Below are 16,686 nucleotides of genomic sequence, written 5' to 3' on the forward strand. Positions count from 1 at the left end.
CCCGAGCATCTGCAACCGATTGATTTAACGCTACCTGGTTGGATCCTCGGGACAAGCCCGAGGATGACGGCGGAGAGGTGTTATACCTTAACCGGCGTTTCCGGCACCGGCGTCAGCACCTTGCCATCACTAAACCAGCCGAGAATATTGTCGGCCACCAGATCGGCCATCGCGTTGCGCGTCGGGATGGACGCAGAGGCGACGTGCGGCAGCAGGGAAACGTTCGGCAGTGACAGGAACGCTTCCGGCACCTTCGGTTCTGCGTAGAACACATCGAGACCGGCAGCACCCACCGCACCGCTCTTGAGGGCCTGCAAAAGCGCATCCTCATCGACGCTGGAGCCGCGTCCGACATTGATGAACACGCCCTGCGGACCAAGTGCCGAGAGGATTTCCGCGTTGATCGCCTTGTGCGTTTCCGGGGTGCCGGGCACGATGCAGATCAGCGTGTCGACAGCCTGCGCCATCTCCTTCAGCGAACCGTGATAGGTATAGGGCAGGCCATCGCGCTTGCTGCGGGTATGATAGCCGATCTCCACCTTGAATGGCTCCAGCCGCTTGGCGATTTCCTGGCCAATGCGGCCCATGCCGAACAGGCCGACCTTGCGGCCGCGCAGGGAAAACGGCGAAAGCGCGAAGGGCCCTTCGCCAACCCATTTACCCTCACGCAGCCAGGTTTCGGCCTGATAGAGACGACGAACCGTGTTGATCAGCAGCGCAATCGTCGTGTCCGCAACTTCGTCGTTCAGCACGTCGGGCGTATTGGTCACCACGATCCCGCGCGTGGCGGCATGTTTGGCATCAACGCCATCGTAACCGACGCCGAAATTGGCAATGATCTCGAGTTTCGGCAGCGCATCGATCCATTTGGCGTTGACGACGCCTGAAACGGCGATGGCATTAATGCGCTCAGCCGCACCATCAGGCAGAACCGGCTCAGCACCGGCGGGCACTGTCACGATCTCGACCTTGCCTTCGAGGCGTTCGAGCACGCGCGGGTTGATCTTGCCGGGAACGAGAACGACGGCTTGTCTGTCAGACATGGGTGGATATTCCTCCTGATTGCATTCCGATATCGTCAGAGCTGATGCATGGGCGAACCACTCGCCATCCCGCTCTTCTGGGCCGCGATCTTTTCAAACAACGGCGGCCGTGAAAAGGGCAATAAGGGGAAGCTATGGGGGCAGACGGAAGTTTCATGCCGTTTTTTTTACGCGCCCGCCTCCGTCATGCCGGACTTCAGGCGCGCGTCGGCGGGGCGCAAAGAGTCTTTCCAGCTCAAGGGCTTGAGCTGGCTGGCTTTAGGCTGAAGGCCGGAATGACGAAAGAGAGGGAAACGCTGCTCAAACCCTCGGACGCACCGGCCCTGTCGACTGGCGGATGCGCATTTCCGGCTTGATGAGGTGCACGCCATCCGGCTCGTGGCTGCCCGCCAGCCTGTCCAGAAGCGCTCGCGCCGCAAGGCGCCCCACCTCGGCCTGTCCGTTGGACACCGTGGTCAGCGCCGGCGTGGCGATGGCAGCCTCCTCCAGATCGTCGTAACCCGTCACGGAAATATCCACGCCCGCCACCAGTCCGGCGCGCGAAATGCCGTTCATCAGGCCGATGGCGACCAGATCGTTCCAGCAGACGGCAGCGGTGGGCTTCTGCGGCAGCGACAGGAAATGCACGGCGGCCTCGAAACCGCCCTGCTTGGAGCGTGGGCCGGGAATACGCAGGTTCGGATCGACCTCGATTCCCGCCTTGCGCAGCGCGTTGACATAACCCTGATAACGATCGCGGCCGGTCGAGGTCTGGTCGGTACCACCAACCATGGCGATGGTGCGATGGCCAAGACTGATCAGATGATTGGTCGCAAGCGAAATGCCATAGCTGTCGTCGCCGCGATAGGTCGGCATGTCGACGCCCTCGAGCGAGCGGGCCACCAGAATGGCGGGCATGCCGTTTTCCTCAGCCAGCGTCATGTCCTCGATCGGCGTGCCGATGGCGGGCGACATGATGATACCATCAGAACCTAGTTGCAGCAGCGTTTCGATGAAGGTGCGCTGTTTTTCAACCGAATCATAATGGTTGGACAGAATGAAGGTCTGGCGGCTGCGATCCAGCTCGGTTTCGATGGCCTTGAGAATTTCACCATAAAACGGGTTCATCACATCGTGGAACACCACGCCGATAATGCCGGAGCGCGAGGTGCGCAGGCTGGCGGCCCGGCGGTTGTAGATGTAACCGAGCGCCCGTGCCTGTTCCTTGATCTTGTCGCGAGTGTCAGAGGCGACCAGCGGACTGTCGCGCAATGCAAGGGAGATGGTGGCAGTCGATAGACCGAGGCTTTCGGCGATTGTCGACAGTTTGATCTTTTGTGCCACGGCATTTCTCCCCAAACCCATGTCATTGACAGACGTTTCTGTTTAAATCGCAATTAAACAATTTAAACAAAATCCGCAACCGGTTTAAGGAATATCAACAAAAAGACAGTGGTTTTTAAAAACTCAACAAATTATTGAAGGTTGGTATCGATCACCTTGAGAAGTTTAACCACCGTCCTGATGTCCTTGGCCGAAAGCCCCTCAATCGCCCGCGCACCGCAATTTGCGATGGATACGTTGATATGTTCGACGCTTTTCAGGCCTGTCTCCGTCAGTTTCACCAGTGTTACGCGGCCATCCTCGTCATCGCCACTGCGCTCCACGAAGCCCTGGGCTTCCATGCGGCCGATGGTTCGCGTCATGGTCGGCGCCTTGACACCAAGTTTCTGGGCGATCTGCCCAGGCGTGAGGCTGCCTTCCTGCGCCAACGCCAGAATAACGCCGTCCTGCCCGGCATAAAGGCCGCTTTCGGCAAGGCTGTGGCTCAACGCCGTGCGCATGGAACGGGCGGCCTGGGTGATGGATTGCGCCAGTTCCTCAGGGTTGAAATTCTCATCCCTCTTTTTGGCGTCCTTTACTTTCTTGGTGCCCTTGTCCTTTTTGGCGCCCTTGTCCTTATGCCCAGTTTTGTCCTTGCTCATATGCGAGTGCCTTTTACCCTGTGGCGGAACCGATATATGTTGCTGGAAATCCTTACCGAATGCACGCGCGGACTGCCAGATGCCAAACTCATACACGCATTATCACGACGAAAACGTAACAGACCCTCATCTTCGCGCAACAGGTGCAATTTCAGTGCTGCCGCTCGGTGCGCACGAACAGCACGGGCCGCACCTGCCCTTCGAGACAGACACGCTGATTGCGGCGGGCATTGTCTCCCGTTTGGCTGCTGTTTTGCCCGCCGGTCTGCCGGTCTCCTTCCTGCCGGTGGAGCCCATTGGATATTCCATCGAGCACATGAATGTGCCGGGCACGAAGTCGTTGCGTTACGATGAGGCCGTTGAGCGCTGGCTCGGCATTGCTAAGGCCGAATATGAAAAAGGCGTGCGCAAATTCGTGATGTTGAACGCCCATGGCGGCAATTCGCCATTGATGACCATCGTCGCCACCGAGGCGCGCGCCCGCTTCGGTATGCTGGCGGTCGCCACCAGCTGGACTCGTTTCGGCGTGCCGGCGGATATCGTGAAGCCTGAAGACAAGGCGATCGATATCCATGGTGGCGATATCGAGACGTCGGTCATGCTGGCGCTTTGCCCGGAGCGGGTGGCGATGGAAAAAGCCGTCAACTTCCCCTCCCGCCAGAGCGATTTCGCCAGCCGTTTCAGGCATCTGCGTGCCTATGGTCCACACGCTTTCGGTTGGCTTATGAGCGACCTCAACCCTGATGGCGTTGCCGGAAACGCCGCCGCCGCCTCAGCCGAGAAGGGCGAAAGGATCATTTCCCATGCCGTTTCGGGCCTTGTCGAACTGCTTGAAGACGTCCACGCTTTTGACATAACGTTATTTCATAACAAAATTTGAAAAACTGCGCCGAAACCGGCCAGAATCCCTTTGAACTGCCCGAACGTCGCGCCTATATGGACGTCGACACTTATTCCTTGAGGCCTCAACCGGCCTTTCTCCACGCGAGGTTTCCATGACCGAAACAGCACCAGCCAAGCCCATTCCAGTCACCGTCCTGACGGGATATCTAGGCGCCGGCAAGACGACGCTTCTCAACCGTATCCTGTCCGAGAACCACGGTAAGAAATACGCTGTCATCGTCAACGAATTCGGCGAGATCGGCATCGACAACGATCTGATCGTCGAATCCGACGAAGAAATCTACGAAATGAACAATGGCTGCGTCTGCTGCACGGTGCGCGGCGACCTGATCCGCGTGGTCGAAGGCCTGATGCGCCGGCCCGGCCGATTCGACGGCATCATTGTCGAGACCACTGGCCTTGCCGATCCCGTTCCGGTCGCCCAGACCTTCTTCATGGATGACGACGTGCGCGCCAAGACCGAGCTTGACGCGGTGGTCGCACTTGTCGATGCCAAGCACCTGCCGCTGCGCCTGAAGGACAGCCGCGAAGCCGAAGACCAGATCGCTTTTGCCGATGTCGTTATCGTCAACAAGACCGATCTCGTTTCGCCGGAAGAAGTCGCCCGCATCGAGGATATCGTGCGCGCCATCAATCCCTCTGCGCGCATCTACAAGACCACCCGTTCCGGCGTCGATCTTGCCCGCGTTCTCGACCAGGGCGCCTTCAATCTGGAACGTGCGCTCGAAAACGATCCGCACTTCCTCGAGCACGGCCACGAGGATCACGCGTGCGGTCCTGATTGCGACCACCACCACCATGATCATGGGCACGATCACGGCCATGACCACCATCATCACGACCATGATCACGCGCACCACGATCATGACCACGGCCACGATCACCACCACCATGGCGCGGCCTCCCCGATCCATGACGTGACGGTGCAGTCGGTGTCGCTGCGCGGCGGCGAAATGAACCCTGAGCGCTTCTTCCCGTGGATCCAGAAGGTCACCCAGACGGACGGCCCGAACATCCTGCGCCTCAAGGGCATCATCGCATTCAAGGGCGATGCGGAACGTTACGTGGTGCAGGGCGTGCACATGATCATCGAGGGCGATCACCAGCGCCCGTGGAAGGAAGGCGAAAAGCGCGAAAGCCGCCTTGTCTTCATCGGCCGCGAACTCGACCGCGAAAAGCTGGAAAAGAGCTTCAACGCCTGCCTTGCCACGGCTTGACATCCTTGACGGGGCACCGTGCCACCCTTGGCGTTTTCGGTGCCCTTCCTCGCTTTCGACGTCATCCTCGGGCTTGACCCGAGGAGCCATTGCGGCCAGCATATGGATGGTCGAGTGATCCCCCGGGTATGACCCGAGGACCGACCTTGACGCCACGGGTTGAAACCGCACCAACGGGTCTTCCCGACCTGGTCTGCGACCGAAATCCATCAATGACAAACACATAGACGAAAGACCGATGCCCCATGCCGACTGTTGCCCCGCTTGATATCGAAGGCCACGTGGTCTCGACCCATTTTCTCGGCGACATTCCGCTGTTTGCCACCGCCGCCGGCACCATTCACCGGCTGGATGGCGGCGAGAAGGTCACTGAGGCGCATGAGGGTCTGCTGACCTGCATCCGCGATCCCTATAGCGCCACGCTGCTGTCGGGCGGCGAGGACGGGCGCGTGCTGCGCATTGGCCATGATGGCAGCCTCAGCGAGCTGGCCAATGTGCCGCGCAAATGGGTGGGCGTCGTTGCCGGCGGTCCGCAGAAGGCGGTCGCTTATGGTGTCGGCAAGTCCAGCTTCGTGCGCCTCTCGGACGGCACGGTCAAGGAATTCAAGGAAGAACGCACGGTGGAGGCAATAGCCTTCGCGCCCAAGGGCCTGCGCATTGCTGTTGCACGCTATAACGGCGTGACGCTGCATTGGGTGGCGAGTGCAGGCGATCCGGTCGATCTGGAATGGAAAGGTGCCCATACCGGCGTCACCTTCTCGCCTGACGGTAAGTTCCTCGTCACCACCATGCAGGAAAACGCCCTGCATGGCTGGAAGATGGAGGCCACCAAGGGCGGCATGGAAGCCCGCCATATGCGCATGACGGGCTATCCCGCCAAGGTGAAATCCGTTTCGTGGTCGGCAAAGGGCAAGTGGCTCGCCTCATCAGGTGCCCCGGCCGCGATCGTCTGGCCGTTTTCCGGCAAGGACGGCCCGATGGGCAAGGCACCCGAAGAACTTGGTAGCCGCGCCAACATCATGGCTACCAATGTCGCCTTTCACCCGCTGGAAGATGTGCTGGCCATTGGCTTCATTGACGGCATGATCCTTGGCGTGCGGCTTGCGGATGGCAAGGAAGCCCTGCTTCGCCGCCCCGGCAAGGGCGCCATTACCGGCATGGACTGGAGCGCCACCGGCAAACTGCTCGCATTTGCCTCCGAGGCAGGCGACTGCGGCATTGTCGATATTTCAGCGTAACGACAACAACAGGCGCACGTCCGGTTTCGACGGATGGCTCGATACGGCTCAATCTCCGCCCTCATTCCTGTGCTCGTCACGGGAATCTAGACAGCCCAAGTACTTGGGCTGCAAGGGACTGTTTTCGCCACGCAGACGCGCATCGACTGGATTCCTGTGACAAGCACAGGCATGAGGGCTGGTAGGTGTCAGCGCCAGAAAACCTCGGCATTGTCTCGCTATTCGCTGACCTGACGCCGCGTCAGGAACAGCAGCAGCAGGGCTGCCCCTGCACCAACCGAAGCAAGTCTGATCGACGTACCGAAGCTCGCATATTGCGACACAAACCCCATAAGCGGCACTGCAAACAACCCGGCAAGGAAGATGGAATTCATGTAGAGCGCGGTCGCCCGCGCGGTGCGGCCGCGCGCAAAGCCCTGCACGAAGGTGAGGCACGTTCCGGCGCAAAGCCCGTAATAGGCCCCTTCAAGTGCTGCTCCGAACAACATGGCCGGAAGGGTCTGGACCGAGGCTATGACGTTGAAGGCGACGATTGCCATCGCCGCAGAGATACAAAGAAGGATGCGGGCGCTGACCCGGCGCATGATCCTTGGCGCAAGCAGGATCAGCAGAACCTCCATCGCGCATTTGACGCTGAGCGACAGGCCCGGCACGTAATCCGGCAGGCCCACCTCGCGCACCAGAAATACCGGCAGGGCCGAGGCGCACAGGGCGTGGGCGAAAGACATGCAGAAGCTGGCCGCTGCCGCCATCAACAATGGCAGGTTGCGCCGCGTATCGTTGTCGCCCTCTTTCCGTCGTTCCATCGGGCATGTCTGACCGCGCGGCACGAAGGCAAGGGCAAGCCCGCCCCAGATGGCCGCCATCAGCATGGCATTCATGAACACGGCCTGCGCACCGGCAAGATCGAGGATCAGATAGGCGGCGGCCGGAAGCAGCATCCATGCCAGCGACACCATTGTCCGCAGAAAGGCGTTATAGGCAGGTGCATCCAGTGCTTTTACCCGGCCATAATAGCGACCATAACTGAAAATCAGGGTACTGGCGGCGTTGGAAAGCCCCATTCCCGTTGCCGTCACCGCCACGAGCAATGCCAGATGCCCGGAGGTCGCCGCCGCCGCTGCGATAAAAGCACCAAACACAGAGAGCAGCAGCAATGGCCGCACGCGCACACCGGCATCGACACGTTCGCCATAAGTGCGGCTGGCGATGATCGAAGCAACCATTGCCGTCACGCTGTAGAGACCAAGCGTGGCCGGCGGGTGACCAAGGACCTGTATGATGTAAAAACCGATAAATGGCACAACAGCCGCATTGGTGCCGCCGGCGATGAAGACCAGCACGGCAATCATATAGGCCTGACGATCAAAAACGCCCGGCGAGGTGTTTTTCTGTAGCATGGGGGAATCGACTGGAGATCGGCAGCGGGAAGTGGATTGATGCCACCATCACACCAAAAGGGTATGCTGTTCAAGCCCGAGCGGAAGGCGATGTGTGTTTTCGTTCGTCACGAAGCACGCCACCCCTGTTTCCCTGAGCACCGGGGCGTCGCAGCGCTTGCGCCGCCCCTTGTCGAAGACGGAAAAACCGTCAGAACTTCACGCCAAGGCCAACCTTGACGACGTGTTCGCTGACATCGCCGGTCGAAGTGATCGGACCGGTATGGTAGGTTGCCTTGCCGAAGTCGTTGTAACGATATTCGACGCGTCCAAACAGGTTGTTGGTAAAGGCATAGTCTACACCCGCGCCGACCGTCCAGCCGTGCAGCACCTTGCTGTCCTCACCGAAGGGCGCCTTCACTTCGCTGTCCGTCGCGGTGTAGCCGGCAGCGGTGTAGATCAGCGCCCGGTCGATCGCATAACCGGCGCGCAGACGCGCGGAGCCGTTCAGGCCTGCGGAAACCTCGCTGGTGACGATGGTCTTGTCGCCCCAGGCATAACCGAGATCGCCCTCGACACCCAGAATGATGGAGGGGGCCACTTCAGCGTTATAACCAGCGAAACCGGAAAAACGGCCGCCGTCAAATTCATGCTTCGTGGTGACACCGAAAGTGGTCGACTTCACGCGGTTCCAGCCATAACCGGCGGAAGCACCGACATAAACACCGTCCCAGGAAAAGGCAGGTGCAACATCGTTGACGACCGGTGCCGCTGGAATATCGCCGACGGCGTCGGCGGCAACGGATGCGTCAGAAAGAATGCCGAGCAGGCCGAGGGCGAGAAGAGATCGTTTCAACATGCGATAGCTCCTTGAAAATACCATCCCGGCACCTGCGTGATGCGAGTTTTCGCGACCAGAAACGCAGCGTAATGACGGGGTTGACGCACCCCTAGATTGAAGAACATCGTGGTTAAAATCGCGTAAACGGCACGGACAAAAAGGCCCTTGCAGAACGTATTCCCGTTAATATTGCCAATATTTATCAAATATAGATTAGAACTCGCGCGGATGATCCCGAACCGTGCGTCCCGACATATGACGACAGCGATCGCGTCACAAAACCCTCATGAGTAGTGGCCATCTCGCAGTTTTGTGTGTGCAGTCATTGGCGGCCACATAAAACAAAAAGAAGGGAGCCCGAAGGCCCCCTTGCAGTCATGCGATGCGCCGTTTGTTATTTCCGGAAGCACCGTGTGTCATACACACGTAGCTGGAGGACTGCTTCCGGCTTATATCCTGCGCGCATCGTTCACGCCGAAAATCCCTGTCGATTTTCGATCTGCACCATTAGTGGCGACGCTTTTTGCCGCCATCGTTCTTGTTGTCGATGACATCGACGGAAGTCTTGTTGCCGTTGAGAAGGCCATTCAGGATACCGGTCTTGTTGCCGTTCAAAATCCCGTTATTGGACAGGATACCGCTGACACCCAGATCGATGCTTGGCGACACGACGACGAGTGCGCCGCCCTTGTTGCTGTTTCCGGACAGGATACCGCCCAGCAGACCACCGGCATTGGCTTGACCAACGGAAGCGACAGTAAGAACAGCGGCTATGCAAGCAAATTTGGCAATCATTTCTCTCTCCTCTTATGTTTGATCACGCCCCATGGCGTAGTCGAACTGTATATTTAGAGGATTCTAATTCAAGCAAAGTCTAATATTACAATAAATAATTAACTTTAATACTGGTGATTTTAATCAAGTTTTACGCGATTGGCGCCGGTGTATTCTTTTGGGATTTCCGTGGAATACACCATGACTTCCGGCCTCGACAATATATCGCCCCTGAAACTTTATTAACCATCCAAATATAAGATATTGCTTAATTAGAGACCGGAGATGCAAATGCGGCTGGGAGGATACATCGCGCTTGTTCTTGGGCTTGCCTGCACCTGCGGTGCGCAGGCGGGGGAAAACGCCGATGAACACAATATCACCTATAAAACCGGCATCGGCTACGACACCAATTACTTCGGCGATACCAACCGGCTGAAGGCGATTTCGCTGCGCGCCGGCTTCGGGCTTAACGGAAAGTTCGTGCTTGATGGCACGGAACTGCGTTATTCGCTCGAGCATGAGGAGGTTCGCCTCCCCCGTTACCGTTTTGCCAATGAACACAACACCATTGCCAGCCTGGGGCTGACCAGGCGTCTGTCGGAGCGGCTGGAATGGGCCGTGGAACTGCGTGGCACACGCAGCGATGCCGGCGATATCTTCCTGCATCTGCCGGAAGAAGACATCGGTTACCGGCGACTGGACCACAAGCTGGAGGCATCGACACAGCTCGGCATCCTTGCTCTTGGCGGAAAGAACACGCTGACGGCGGGTTTTGCCAGCCTGATGAAAGGCAGGGCGCGTTTTCGTCCGGCCTATTTCGAGCCCACCCGCCTGGAGGCCAATGAAGCGCTCTTGTCGCTCAAGGCCGAACATGTGCGCCCGCTGGCCGGCGGCGAGGCCGGACTGACAATTGCTTATGACCGCATTGTCGTGCCGGAAAGCCAGCAGGAGAAATACGAGCGTTTTCCGGCCAGCACGTTGCGGGGATCACTTGCCTACGGTTTCAAGTTTTCCGAACACTTTGCCGTTCTGGCCGAAGGGGGCCTGACGTCCATTTCCGGCGACGATATCAGCGACAAGGTGAAGCGCACCCGGCCCTATCTCAGGGCCGAAGCCGAGGTGAAGGCTACCGACCGCATCGCCTTCGGTGCTGGCTTCTCCCAGGATTATGCGCTTTTCGACCCTGATGATCCCATTGCCGAGTTCCACCGCCGTTGGCAGTTCGTGGTTAAAAGCAAGCTCACCGACAAGGTGGGGCTGGACCTGGCGCTGCAGCGTGTCCACAAGGACTGGATCTATTACAATTACGATACCAGCGAACGCAGGCTGGTGGCCACACTGTCCTTCGATACCGGCAAGAACAGCAAGCTGGAGGTGGAATTCAACCGCCTTCTGCATGGCGAGCGCGACACCGACCTGTCCTATAGCGGATCAAGCGTCACCTCGCGTTTCACCGGCACATTCTGAAACATAGGGCAGCCACATCACCAAAGCGCATATCAGGTCGAAATTCGGTCCCAATTTCTGCTAGAATCCAGCTCCGAGATTCGAAGGCAGGACAGACCGGATAATGAACAGACGACTTTTGCTCCTTGCGGCTGGCCTGACCTCCATTCCCGTTGCCGCCGCGGCACATCCGCATATTTTCGCCGAAGCGCGCATGGAAATCGTCGAGGGGCCGAACGGTACCATCCAGGAGGTGCGCAACATCTGGCGTTTCGACGAGATGTTCTCGGCAAGCGTGGTGATGGATTACGACAAGAACGGCGACCTGAAGCTGGACAAGAACGAGCTGGCCGAAATCGGCAACACCGTGCGTGAATCGCTTGGCGAATATTCCTATTACACCTTCATTACCGCCAATGGAAAACAGGTGGATTTCGCAAAGCCCGACACCATTCATGTGGACTACAAGGACAAGCAGATCCTGATGTTCTTTTCCGTCAAGCCAAACACGCCGCTTTCCATCAAGGGCAAGCTCAGCTTCGGCGCGTGGGACCCGACCATGTATACGGCGATCGATTTTGCGAAAGACGGCGATCTGGCGACCGTCGGCAAGGATCTCGCCGCCTGCAAGCACCATGTCGTGCGCCCCGACCCGGACGAGGTGATCTCACAAAACCAGAGTTCGCTCACCGACGCTTTCTTCAACGACCCGACCGGCACAGACATGACCAAACTCTTCGCCACCCGGCTGGAGGTGACATGCTGAGCCGAAACGGGCGCCTTTGCGGACACCTGACCATCGCCGCGATCTGCGTGCTGGCTGTGGCAGGTGCTGCCCATGCGCAATCGCCGCTCGGCATAGGCTCGGCCGAGCCGTCCTTTGCCCCTGGCGGGCCGTTCGCGCCGCTGATGCAATGGATCAACGTGCACCAGCAGATGTTCTACCGGGCGCTGACCGGTGCCCTGAAAGCCATGCGCGAAGACAATTGGGCGATGGCATCGCTGGTTGGCCTCTCCTTTGCATACGGGGTCTTTCATGCCGCCGGTCCTGGCCACGGCAAGGCTGTCATCTCTTCCTATATGATCGCCAATGAAACGCAGCTGAAACGCGGCATTCTCATTTCCTTCATTTCAGCACTCATTCAGGGCGCAATGGCCATCGGCCTCGTTGTCGCAGCCTGGCTCGTGCTGCGCGGCACCTCCATCACCATGACGAAAGCCACGCAGGCAATGGAGATCGCCAGCTTTGCCATGGTGGCGCTGTTCGGCGCCTGGCTTCTGCTACGCAAGCTCTGGTCGCTGCGCATCCGGCGCGTACCGGTTGCCGCCTTCGCCGTTGCGGGGGAAGCAACAGCAGTCAGAACCACGGGCATGGGCACGGGCCTCAGGTTTCAGGGCAAGCCGGTTTTCGCGGACCACGCCCATAGCGGCACAGGTGATCTTTGCGTCTCCTGCGGAAAATCGCACGCGCCCGATCCGCTGCTTCTCAAAGGCAAGAATTTCAGCCTGCACGAAGCGTGGTCGGCCATCATCGCAGTTGGCCTGCGGCCATGCTCCGGCGCCATCATCGTCATGAGCTTTGCGCTCTTGAACGGGATTTTTCTCGGCGGCGTGCTTTCCGTGCTTGCCATGTCGCTGGGTACCGCCATCACCGTATCGCTGCTTGCCATCATGGCCGTCTCGGCCAAGGGGCTTGCCGTGCGCTTCGCCGGCCCCGGAAGCCGCAGGGCAGCGGGCATCAGCCACGCGATCGAGATTGCCGGTGCGCTGTTCGTGCTTTTAATGGGCCTTATGCTGCTTGGCGCGTCGCTTCAGTTCTGACTGTCGCGGCGGCGCTGGTAGCGGGCGCGCAGCCAGAACAGCAGGAAAAAGCACAGCACCACCACCGAGCCAAACGCCGCGGCAAGAAAGGGCGAATAATCCCCCAGCCACAGCATGATTTTCGGCATCACGTAAAACACCAGCCCAAAACCAAGGATGATGCCAGCGGCTGCAAGGCCCGGCGACCAGTCTTTACGGCCAGAGCCAGCCTTCTTTTCAGGCGTGGTCATGGGCGAGCTCCGCGCGGATATCCTCAAGCTTGCGCTTCTGCGCGCCATCGGCCGTAAAATTCTCCGGCGAAAGCCAGATTTCAAACGCCTTGCCAATCAACGGCCATTCGCCGTCGATCATGGAAAACCACGCCGTATCGCGGTTGGCACCCTTGGAGATCATGTGCTGGCGGAACACACCCTCGAAGGTGAAGCCGTAACGCTTCGCCGTGATCTTGGAGGGTTCGTTTTGATTGTGGCATTTCCACTCGTAGCGGCGGTAACCCAGATCCTCGAAAACGTGTTTCGCCATCAGATAATGCGCTTCGGTCGAAAGCGGCGAGCGCTTCATCCTGGCGCCATGGGCAACCGAACCGACCTCGACTACGCCATTGGCGGGATCGGGCCGCATGTAGCTTGCCATTCCGACGACGTCACCGGTGGCATTTTCAACGAAAACCAATGTCACCCAGTTGAGTTTATCACCCGCGTTGACAAGCCAGTCACCAAAGGCTGCAGCATCGGCAAAGCCGCTTTGCGGGAAATATTTGAGAAGCGCATTGACCCCCTCACCACCAAGCGCAGTCCAGAGCCTTGCAAGATGCCTGTCGCGATCAAACGTTTCCGCCGTCACATAACGGCCCTTCAGCGTCACCGGCTGCGGCGCCGGACATCCCTTAAAATCACTCAGATCGCGCATTCTCTTCCCCATTGTCTGGGAGAAGGATTAGGCCAAGCGGGGCTGGATGACAACAGTGCATATACGGCAGGGGGGCGTGGTTCACCCCCCTCTTCTAACCTCAAACCTTCGCCGCCACCACCGTCGACTCGATATGATCGACCAGCGCATCGGGCAATCCCAACCGCCCGGCAAGCAGATCGAGATAACCGCGCTCCGCCCGCGTATCGGCCTCTATGGCAAGACGCGAGGCGGTGTAGATTTCCACCTTCTGCTCCTCTGTGCGGGCAGCAGCCACCAGTGCGTCGATATCCAGCGGATCGGCCAGTTCCTTTTCGAGGAACCGCTCGGCTTCAGTGTCGAGGCCGGACACCTGCACCTTATCCATGATGTTGGCGCGCTCTTTTTCGTCGATATGGCCGTCTGCCTTGGCAGCGGCAATCATCGCCTGGATGAGTTTCAGCGCAAAATCGTTGGAAAGGGCGGGGGACTGCGGATGGAAGGCGGAATCGGCGGGCGGGGCGAGAAGCTCCGGCTCGGGTTTTTGAGCTACTTCAGGCGCCTGCCCGGATTTGTAATTCTTGTAGGCGAGATAACCGAGACCGGCGATGGCCGCGACGCCGCCGATGGTGGCGACATTGCCGGCGAGCTTGCGGCCGGTCTTGGTGCCCAGAATGGCGGCGGCGAGCGCACCGGCCTTCATCGGATTGTTCTTGGCGATATCGGCGGCCTGCCCGGCTCTGTCACGGACGCTTCCCGAAAGGCCCGGCACCTGTGAGCCGAGGAATTGTTCAAGAAGCTTCTTGGCGTCGAACATCAAAATCTCCTGTGAGGGTAAAGTCTACACGGGAAGATAGGGAGCCATGGCACGAATACAAATGACAAACCCGCTCACGCCTTCGTGAACGGGCTTGAAGAAGTAGTAGATCAGCCGCGCAGTGCTGCGGCTTCGGCGGCGAGCCTGGTGATGCCGGCCCAGTCAGCCGTTGCCACCAGTTCGCGCGGAGCAACCCAGGAACCGCCGACACAGACGACGTTCGGCAGGGAAAGATAGTCATTGGCATTCTTCAGCGAGACGCTGCCGGTCGGGCAGAACACCGTGCCGGCGAGCGGCGAGGACAGTGCCTTGAGGTATGGCGCGCCACCGGCCTGTTCCGCCGGGAAGAACTTCAGCACCTTGTAGCCTTCGTCGCGCAGCGCCATGACTTCGCTTGCCGTGGCGGCCCCTGGAAGCAGCGGCACGTTGGAGGCGCGCGCAGCTTCCAGCACGCTTTTGTTGATGCCGGGGCTGACGATGAAGGTGGAACCGGCTTCAGCGGCCGCCTCGAAATCTTTGGCGTTGAGGATGGTGCCAGCGCCGACATGGGCGCCCTCCACTTCCGCCGCAACCGCACGGATGGCATCGAGTGCCGCGGGCGTGCGCATGGTGATCTCGATTGCCTTCAGGCCACCTGCGACCAGAGCGCGCGCGAGCGGCACGGCGGAAGCGGCATCATCCACGATCAGCACCGGCACAACCGGCTGCAGCTTGAGGATGGAGAGCAGTTTTTCGGAGTCCTGGGCCAAGATAAGCCTCCCTTGCGCGATTGAAACGATTGAAATCCGGTTTATCGATTAGCCTGCCCCGGCCTTGATGTCGAGGCATGGCAAGACCATTTTTATCCAGATACTTCAATCTATTCGCTTCTTTATGACGTCTTCATGCGATAATCTGGCGCACCGGTTTACGGAGACAGCATGGCCAAGGAAATCGAGCGGAAGTTTCTGGTTGCAGGCGATGAATGGCGTAATGAAGTGACGCGTAGCATGGCTTTCCGGCAGGCATATGTCGCCTCGCTGGAAAATCGTTCGGTCCGGGTCAGGATCGTCAACGGGCTTGACGCGACACTGACCATCAAGATCGGCGCGAGTTCGCTCGTCCGCGATGAATATGAATATTCCATTCCACTGAATGACGCGGAAGAATTGATGGCCAGCGCCCCCGGCGTGGTGATCGAGAAGATGCGCCACACGGTTGATCACGGTGGATTCACTTGGGAAGTCGATGTTTTCGAGGGTAAATACAAGGGGCTGATCGTGGCGGAGGTAGAGATGGACGACGAGAACGCCAACCCCGATCTGCCCTCCTGGCTTGGCAAGGAGGTAACGGGCGACCGTCGCTTCTCCAACCAGTCGCTCGCCATGGACTGTCCCCACGGAGACTTGGCGGATGCCCTTCAGGATTGACCCGAACAAACCGTTCGACGATGAAATCCGCCGCGCGGGACTGGAACTCATCGAAGAGGCGATAATCAGCCTTCGCGACCAGCCTTCCGGGCGCCATGAGGCGGTGCACGATGCCCGCAAGCGGTTCAAGCGGCTGCGCGCCCTCTACCGCCTCATCGCCAGGGCAGCACCCGATTTCAGCAAAGAGGAAAACGCCCGCTTTCGCGACATCGCCCGCTCGCTCGCTTTTGCGCGGGAAGCGACGGCGCTGGTGGAGACGGTGGAGTATCTCGAGACTTTCGCGGCCTCCACGACGCAAGGAAAGGCGCTGCGATCGATCGCGACAGTCCTGCGCAAGCGCCGCGACCACGCCATCGAACATGAGGCAGGTCTCGACGAGGCCATTGCGGCCGCCATCGCCGGCTGCGAGGAAGCACGCAAGAAGCTGAAGGCAGTGTCGCTGCCGGACGAGCTTAAGGATGTGACAAGGCTGGTGAAGACCGGGTGGGCGAAGCAGAGGAAGAGGGCGCGTAAAGCACTTGCCGACTGCCATGAGCAGGCCGACGTCGAACATTTCCACGAATTGCGCAAGGCGGGCCAGGCCTACTGGATGCATCTCGGCCTTCTGCGCCGCCTCTGGCCATCGGCCATGCGCGCCAAGCGGGCCGACACCAAGCGGCTGGTCGACATCCTCGGCCACGAGCACGATCTTTCGGTCCTTGCAGCCTTTGCGGACCGGGAACCGGAGCGTTTCGGCAATGGCGAGCGACTGGCTCTGCTTCTCGATGCAATCATTCAGAGGCAACAGGCGCTGCGCGGAGATGGCCTTGAGCTGGCAAACGAAGTCTTCTCCGAATCCGCCAGAACCGAAAGCCGCATCGTCGGCCTTTTATGGCGGCAGGCGGCGAAGTAGACCGGAAAGCCCGAAGAGACTGAGAATTTGACGATTTTCAAAATACCGGCA

19 protein-coding genes are annotated in these 16,686 nt (G+C 59.2%); 9 read left to right on the forward strand and 10 right to left on the reverse strand.

The genetic code is table 11. The features are described 5' to 3' along the window. Nucleotides 1–80: 80 nt before the first annotated feature. Entirely contained in the window at nucleotides 81–1,043 is a 963-nt protein-coding gene (locus T18_RS13940) for a 2-hydroxyacid dehydrogenase (protein ID WP_038495036.1), read from the reverse strand. Nucleotides 1,044–1,091: 48 nt separating this feature from the next. Between T18_RS13940 and T18_RS27175 the strand changes: the two genes are divergently transcribed. After that, a complete protein-coding gene (locus tag T18_RS27175; RefSeq protein WP_162163081.1) occupies nucleotides 1,092–1,310 on the forward strand; it encodes a hypothetical protein in 219 nt (72 codons plus the stop codon). 33 nt (nucleotides 1,311–1,343) lie between these two features. On the opposite strand, the gene T18_RS13945 is transcribed toward T18_RS27175, so the two are convergent. Together T18_RS13945 and T18_RS13950 are read right to left on the reverse strand one after the other, a co-directional pair. Then, the gene (locus T18_RS13945) at nucleotides 1,344–2,366 is read right to left on the reverse strand and encodes a LacI family DNA-binding transcriptional regulator (RefSeq protein ID WP_004430963.1); all 1,023 of its coding nucleotides are present in this window, start codon (nucleotides 2,364–2,366) and stop codon (nucleotides 1,344–1,346) included. Nucleotides 2,367–2,497: 131 nt separating this feature from the next. Further along, a complete protein-coding gene (locus T18_RS13950; protein ID WP_004430960.1) occupies nucleotides 2,498–3,007 on the reverse strand; it encodes a MarR family winged helix-turn-helix transcriptional regulator in 510 nt (169 codons plus the stop codon). Between the two features lie 79 nt (nucleotides 3,008–3,086). On the opposite strand from T18_RS13950, the gene T18_RS13955 reads away from it, so the two are divergent. The 3 genes from T18_RS13955 to T18_RS13965 all read left to right on the forward strand — a co-directional run bounded on the left by T18_RS13955 (nucleotide 3,087) and on the right by T18_RS13965 (nucleotide 6,365). Beyond that, nucleotides 3,087–3,887, forward strand: coding sequence for a creatininase family protein (locus T18_RS13955; protein WP_038495034.1), 801 nt, complete (start codon nucleotides 3,087–3,089; stop codon nucleotides 3,885–3,887). 115 nt (nucleotides 3,888–4,002) lie between these two features. After that, on the forward strand, nucleotides 4,003–5,127 hold the full coding sequence (locus T18_RS13960) for a CobW family GTP-binding protein (RefSeq protein ID WP_004430957.1): 1,125 nt from the start codon (nucleotides 4,003–4,005) through the stop codon (nucleotides 5,125–5,127). Nucleotides 5,128–5,372: 245 nt separating this feature from the next. Then, on the forward strand, nucleotides 5,373–6,365 hold the full coding sequence (locus T18_RS13965; RefSeq protein ID WP_038495032.1) for a WD40 repeat domain-containing protein: 993 nt from the start codon (nucleotides 5,373–5,375) through the stop codon (nucleotides 6,363–6,365). 218 nt (nucleotides 6,366–6,583) lie between these two features. Here T18_RS13965 and T18_RS13970 read toward each other — a convergent pair whose 3' ends face one another. The 3 genes from T18_RS13970 to T18_RS13980 all read right to left on the reverse strand — a co-directional run bounded on the left by T18_RS13970 (nucleotide 6,584) and on the right by T18_RS13980 (nucleotide 9,380). Then, a complete protein-coding gene (locus tag T18_RS13970) occupies nucleotides 6,584–7,765 on the reverse strand; it encodes an MFS transporter (RefSeq protein WP_038495029.1) in 1,182 nt (393 codons plus the stop codon). Between the two features lie 190 nt (nucleotides 7,766–7,955). Next, entirely contained in the window at nucleotides 7,956–8,603 is a 648-nt protein-coding gene (locus T18_RS13975) for an outer membrane protein (RefSeq protein WP_038495026.1), read from the reverse strand. Nucleotides 8,604–9,092: 489 nt separating this feature from the next. Continuing rightward, nucleotides 9,093–9,380 carry a hypothetical protein gene (locus T18_RS13980; protein WP_004430950.1) on the reverse strand — a complete coding sequence of 96 codons (288 nt, stop codon included), beginning with the start codon at nucleotides 9,378–9,380 and terminating at the stop codon, nucleotides 9,093–9,095. A 270-nt stretch (nucleotides 9,381–9,650) separates the two neighbouring features. On the opposite strand from T18_RS13980, the gene T18_RS13985 reads away from it, so the two are divergent. The 3 genes from T18_RS13985 (at nucleotide 9,651) to T18_RS13995 (ending at nucleotide 12,629) form a co-directional block, all read left to right on the forward strand. Beyond that, entirely contained in the window at nucleotides 9,651–10,829 is a 1,179-nt protein-coding gene (locus T18_RS13985; RefSeq protein WP_038495023.1) for a hypothetical protein, read from the forward strand. 103 nt (nucleotides 10,830–10,932) lie between these two features. Beyond that, a complete protein-coding gene (locus T18_RS13990; protein WP_004430943.1) occupies nucleotides 10,933–11,574 on the forward strand; it encodes a DUF1007 family protein in 642 nt (213 codons plus the stop codon). Further along, nucleotides 11,568–12,629 carry a nickel/cobalt transporter gene (locus T18_RS13995; RefSeq protein ID WP_003516248.1) on the forward strand — a complete coding sequence of 354 codons (1,062 nt, stop codon included), beginning with the start codon at nucleotides 11,568–11,570 and terminating at the stop codon, nucleotides 12,627–12,629. The genes T18_RS13990 and T18_RS13995 overlap by 7 nt, the downstream gene beginning before the upstream one ends. On the opposite strand, the gene T18_RS14000 is transcribed toward T18_RS13995, so the two are convergent. From T18_RS14000 to T18_RS14015, 4 genes are all read right to left on the reverse strand, one after another. Next, complete coding sequence (locus tag T18_RS14000; protein ID WP_003516247.1) at nucleotides 12,620–12,859, reverse strand: hypothetical protein; 240 nt, start codon at nucleotides 12,857–12,859, stop codon at nucleotides 12,620–12,622. The two genes, T18_RS13995 and T18_RS14000, sit on opposite strands and share 10 nt — an antisense overlap. Beyond that, nucleotides 12,846–13,538: a GNAT family N-acetyltransferase gene (locus T18_RS14005; RefSeq protein ID WP_019566970.1), complete on the reverse strand. Its 693-nt coding sequence runs from the start codon at nucleotides 13,536–13,538 to the stop codon at nucleotides 12,846–12,848. The genes T18_RS14000 and T18_RS14005 overlap by 14 nt, the downstream gene beginning before the upstream one ends. Before the next feature lie 100 nt (nucleotides 13,539–13,638). Then, nucleotides 13,639–14,334: a tellurite resistance TerB family protein gene (locus T18_RS14010; RefSeq protein WP_038495016.1), complete on the reverse strand. Its 696-nt coding sequence runs from the start codon at nucleotides 14,332–14,334 to the stop codon at nucleotides 13,639–13,641. 110 nt (nucleotides 14,335–14,444) lie between these two features. Then, on the reverse strand, nucleotides 14,445–15,083 hold the full coding sequence (locus tag T18_RS14015) for a 2-dehydro-3-deoxy-phosphogluconate aldolase (protein WP_003516242.1): 639 nt from the start codon (nucleotides 15,081–15,083) through the stop codon (nucleotides 14,445–14,447). A 171-nt stretch (nucleotides 15,084–15,254) separates the two neighbouring features. Between T18_RS14015 and T18_RS14020 the strand changes: the two genes are divergently transcribed. Both T18_RS14020 and T18_RS14025 read left to right on the forward strand, forming a co-directional pair. Then, on the forward strand, nucleotides 15,255–15,743 hold the full coding sequence (locus tag T18_RS14020; RefSeq protein ID WP_003516240.1) for a CYTH domain-containing protein: 489 nt from the start codon (nucleotides 15,255–15,257) through the stop codon (nucleotides 15,741–15,743). Then, complete coding sequence (locus T18_RS14025) at nucleotides 15,727–16,635, forward strand: CHAD domain-containing protein (RefSeq protein ID WP_038495013.1); 909 nt, start codon at nucleotides 15,727–15,729, stop codon at nucleotides 16,633–16,635. Before T18_RS14020 ends, T18_RS14025 begins: the two co-directional genes overlap by 17 nt. The last annotated feature ends 51 nt before the right edge of the window (nucleotides 16,636–16,686 follow it).

Source organism: Rhizobium sp. TBD182 (assembly GCF_001950375.1).
Classification (GTDB): domain Bacteria; phylum Pseudomonadota; class Alphaproteobacteria; order Rhizobiales; family Rhizobiaceae; genus Agrobacterium; species Agrobacterium tumefaciens.

Bases quoted from the DNA above. Each gene is read 5' to 3' on its own strand.
- T18_RS13940 (WP_038495036.1), bottom strand. From the start codon at position 1,043: ATGTCTGACAGACAAGCCGTCGTTCTCGTTCCCGGCAAGATCAACCCG.
- T18_RS27175 (WP_162163081.1), top strand. From the start codon at position 1,092: ATGGGCGAACCACTCGCCATCCCGCTCTTCTGGGCCGCGATCTTTTCA.
- T18_RS13950 (WP_004430960.1), bottom strand. From the start codon at position 3,007: ATGAGCAAGGACAAAACTGGGCATAAGGACAAGGGCGCCAAAAAGGAC.
- T18_RS13955 (WP_038495034.1), top strand. From the start codon at position 3,087: ATGCCAAACTCATACACGCATTATCACGACGAAAACGTAACAGACCCT.
- T18_RS13960 (WP_004430957.1), top strand. From the start codon at position 4,003: ATGACCGAAACAGCACCAGCCAAGCCCATTCCAGTCACCGTCCTGACG.
- T18_RS13965 (WP_038495032.1), top strand. From the start codon at position 5,373: ATGCCGACTGTTGCCCCGCTTGATATCGAAGGCCACGTGGTCTCGACC.
- T18_RS13970 (WP_038495029.1), bottom strand. From the start codon at position 7,765: ATGCTACAGAAAAACACCTCGCCGGGCGTTTTTGATCGTCAGGCCTAT.
- T18_RS13975 (WP_038495026.1), bottom strand. From the start codon at position 8,603: ATGTTGAAACGATCTCTTCTCGCCCTCGGCCTGCTCGGCATTCTTTCT.
- T18_RS13980 (WP_004430950.1), bottom strand. From the start codon at position 9,380: ATGATTGCCAAATTTGCTTGCATAGCCGCTGTTCTTACTGTCGCTTCC.
- T18_RS13985 (WP_038495023.1), top strand. From the start codon at position 9,651: ATGCGGCTGGGAGGATACATCGCGCTTGTTCTTGGGCTTGCCTGCACC.
- T18_RS13990 (WP_004430943.1), top strand. From the start codon at position 10,933: ATGAACAGACGACTTTTGCTCCTTGCGGCTGGCCTGACCTCCATTCCC.
- T18_RS13995 (WP_003516248.1), top strand. From the start codon at position 11,568: ATGCTGAGCCGAAACGGGCGCCTTTGCGGACACCTGACCATCGCCGCG.
- T18_RS14000 (WP_003516247.1), bottom strand. From the start codon at position 12,859: ATGACCACGCCTGAAAAGAAGGCTGGCTCTGGCCGTAAAGACTGGTCG.
- T18_RS14005 (WP_019566970.1), bottom strand. From the start codon at position 13,538: ATGCGCGATCTGAGTGATTTTAAGGGATGTCCGGCGCCGCAGCCGGTG.
- T18_RS14010 (WP_038495016.1), bottom strand. From the start codon at position 14,334: ATGTTCGACGCCAAGAAGCTTCTTGAACAATTCCTCGGCTCACAGGTG.
- T18_RS14020 (WP_003516240.1), top strand. From the start codon at position 15,255: ATGGCCAAGGAAATCGAGCGGAAGTTTCTGGTTGCAGGCGATGAATGG.
- T18_RS14025 (WP_038495013.1), top strand. From the start codon at position 15,727: ATGCCCTTCAGGATTGACCCGAACAAACCGTTCGACGATGAAATCCGC.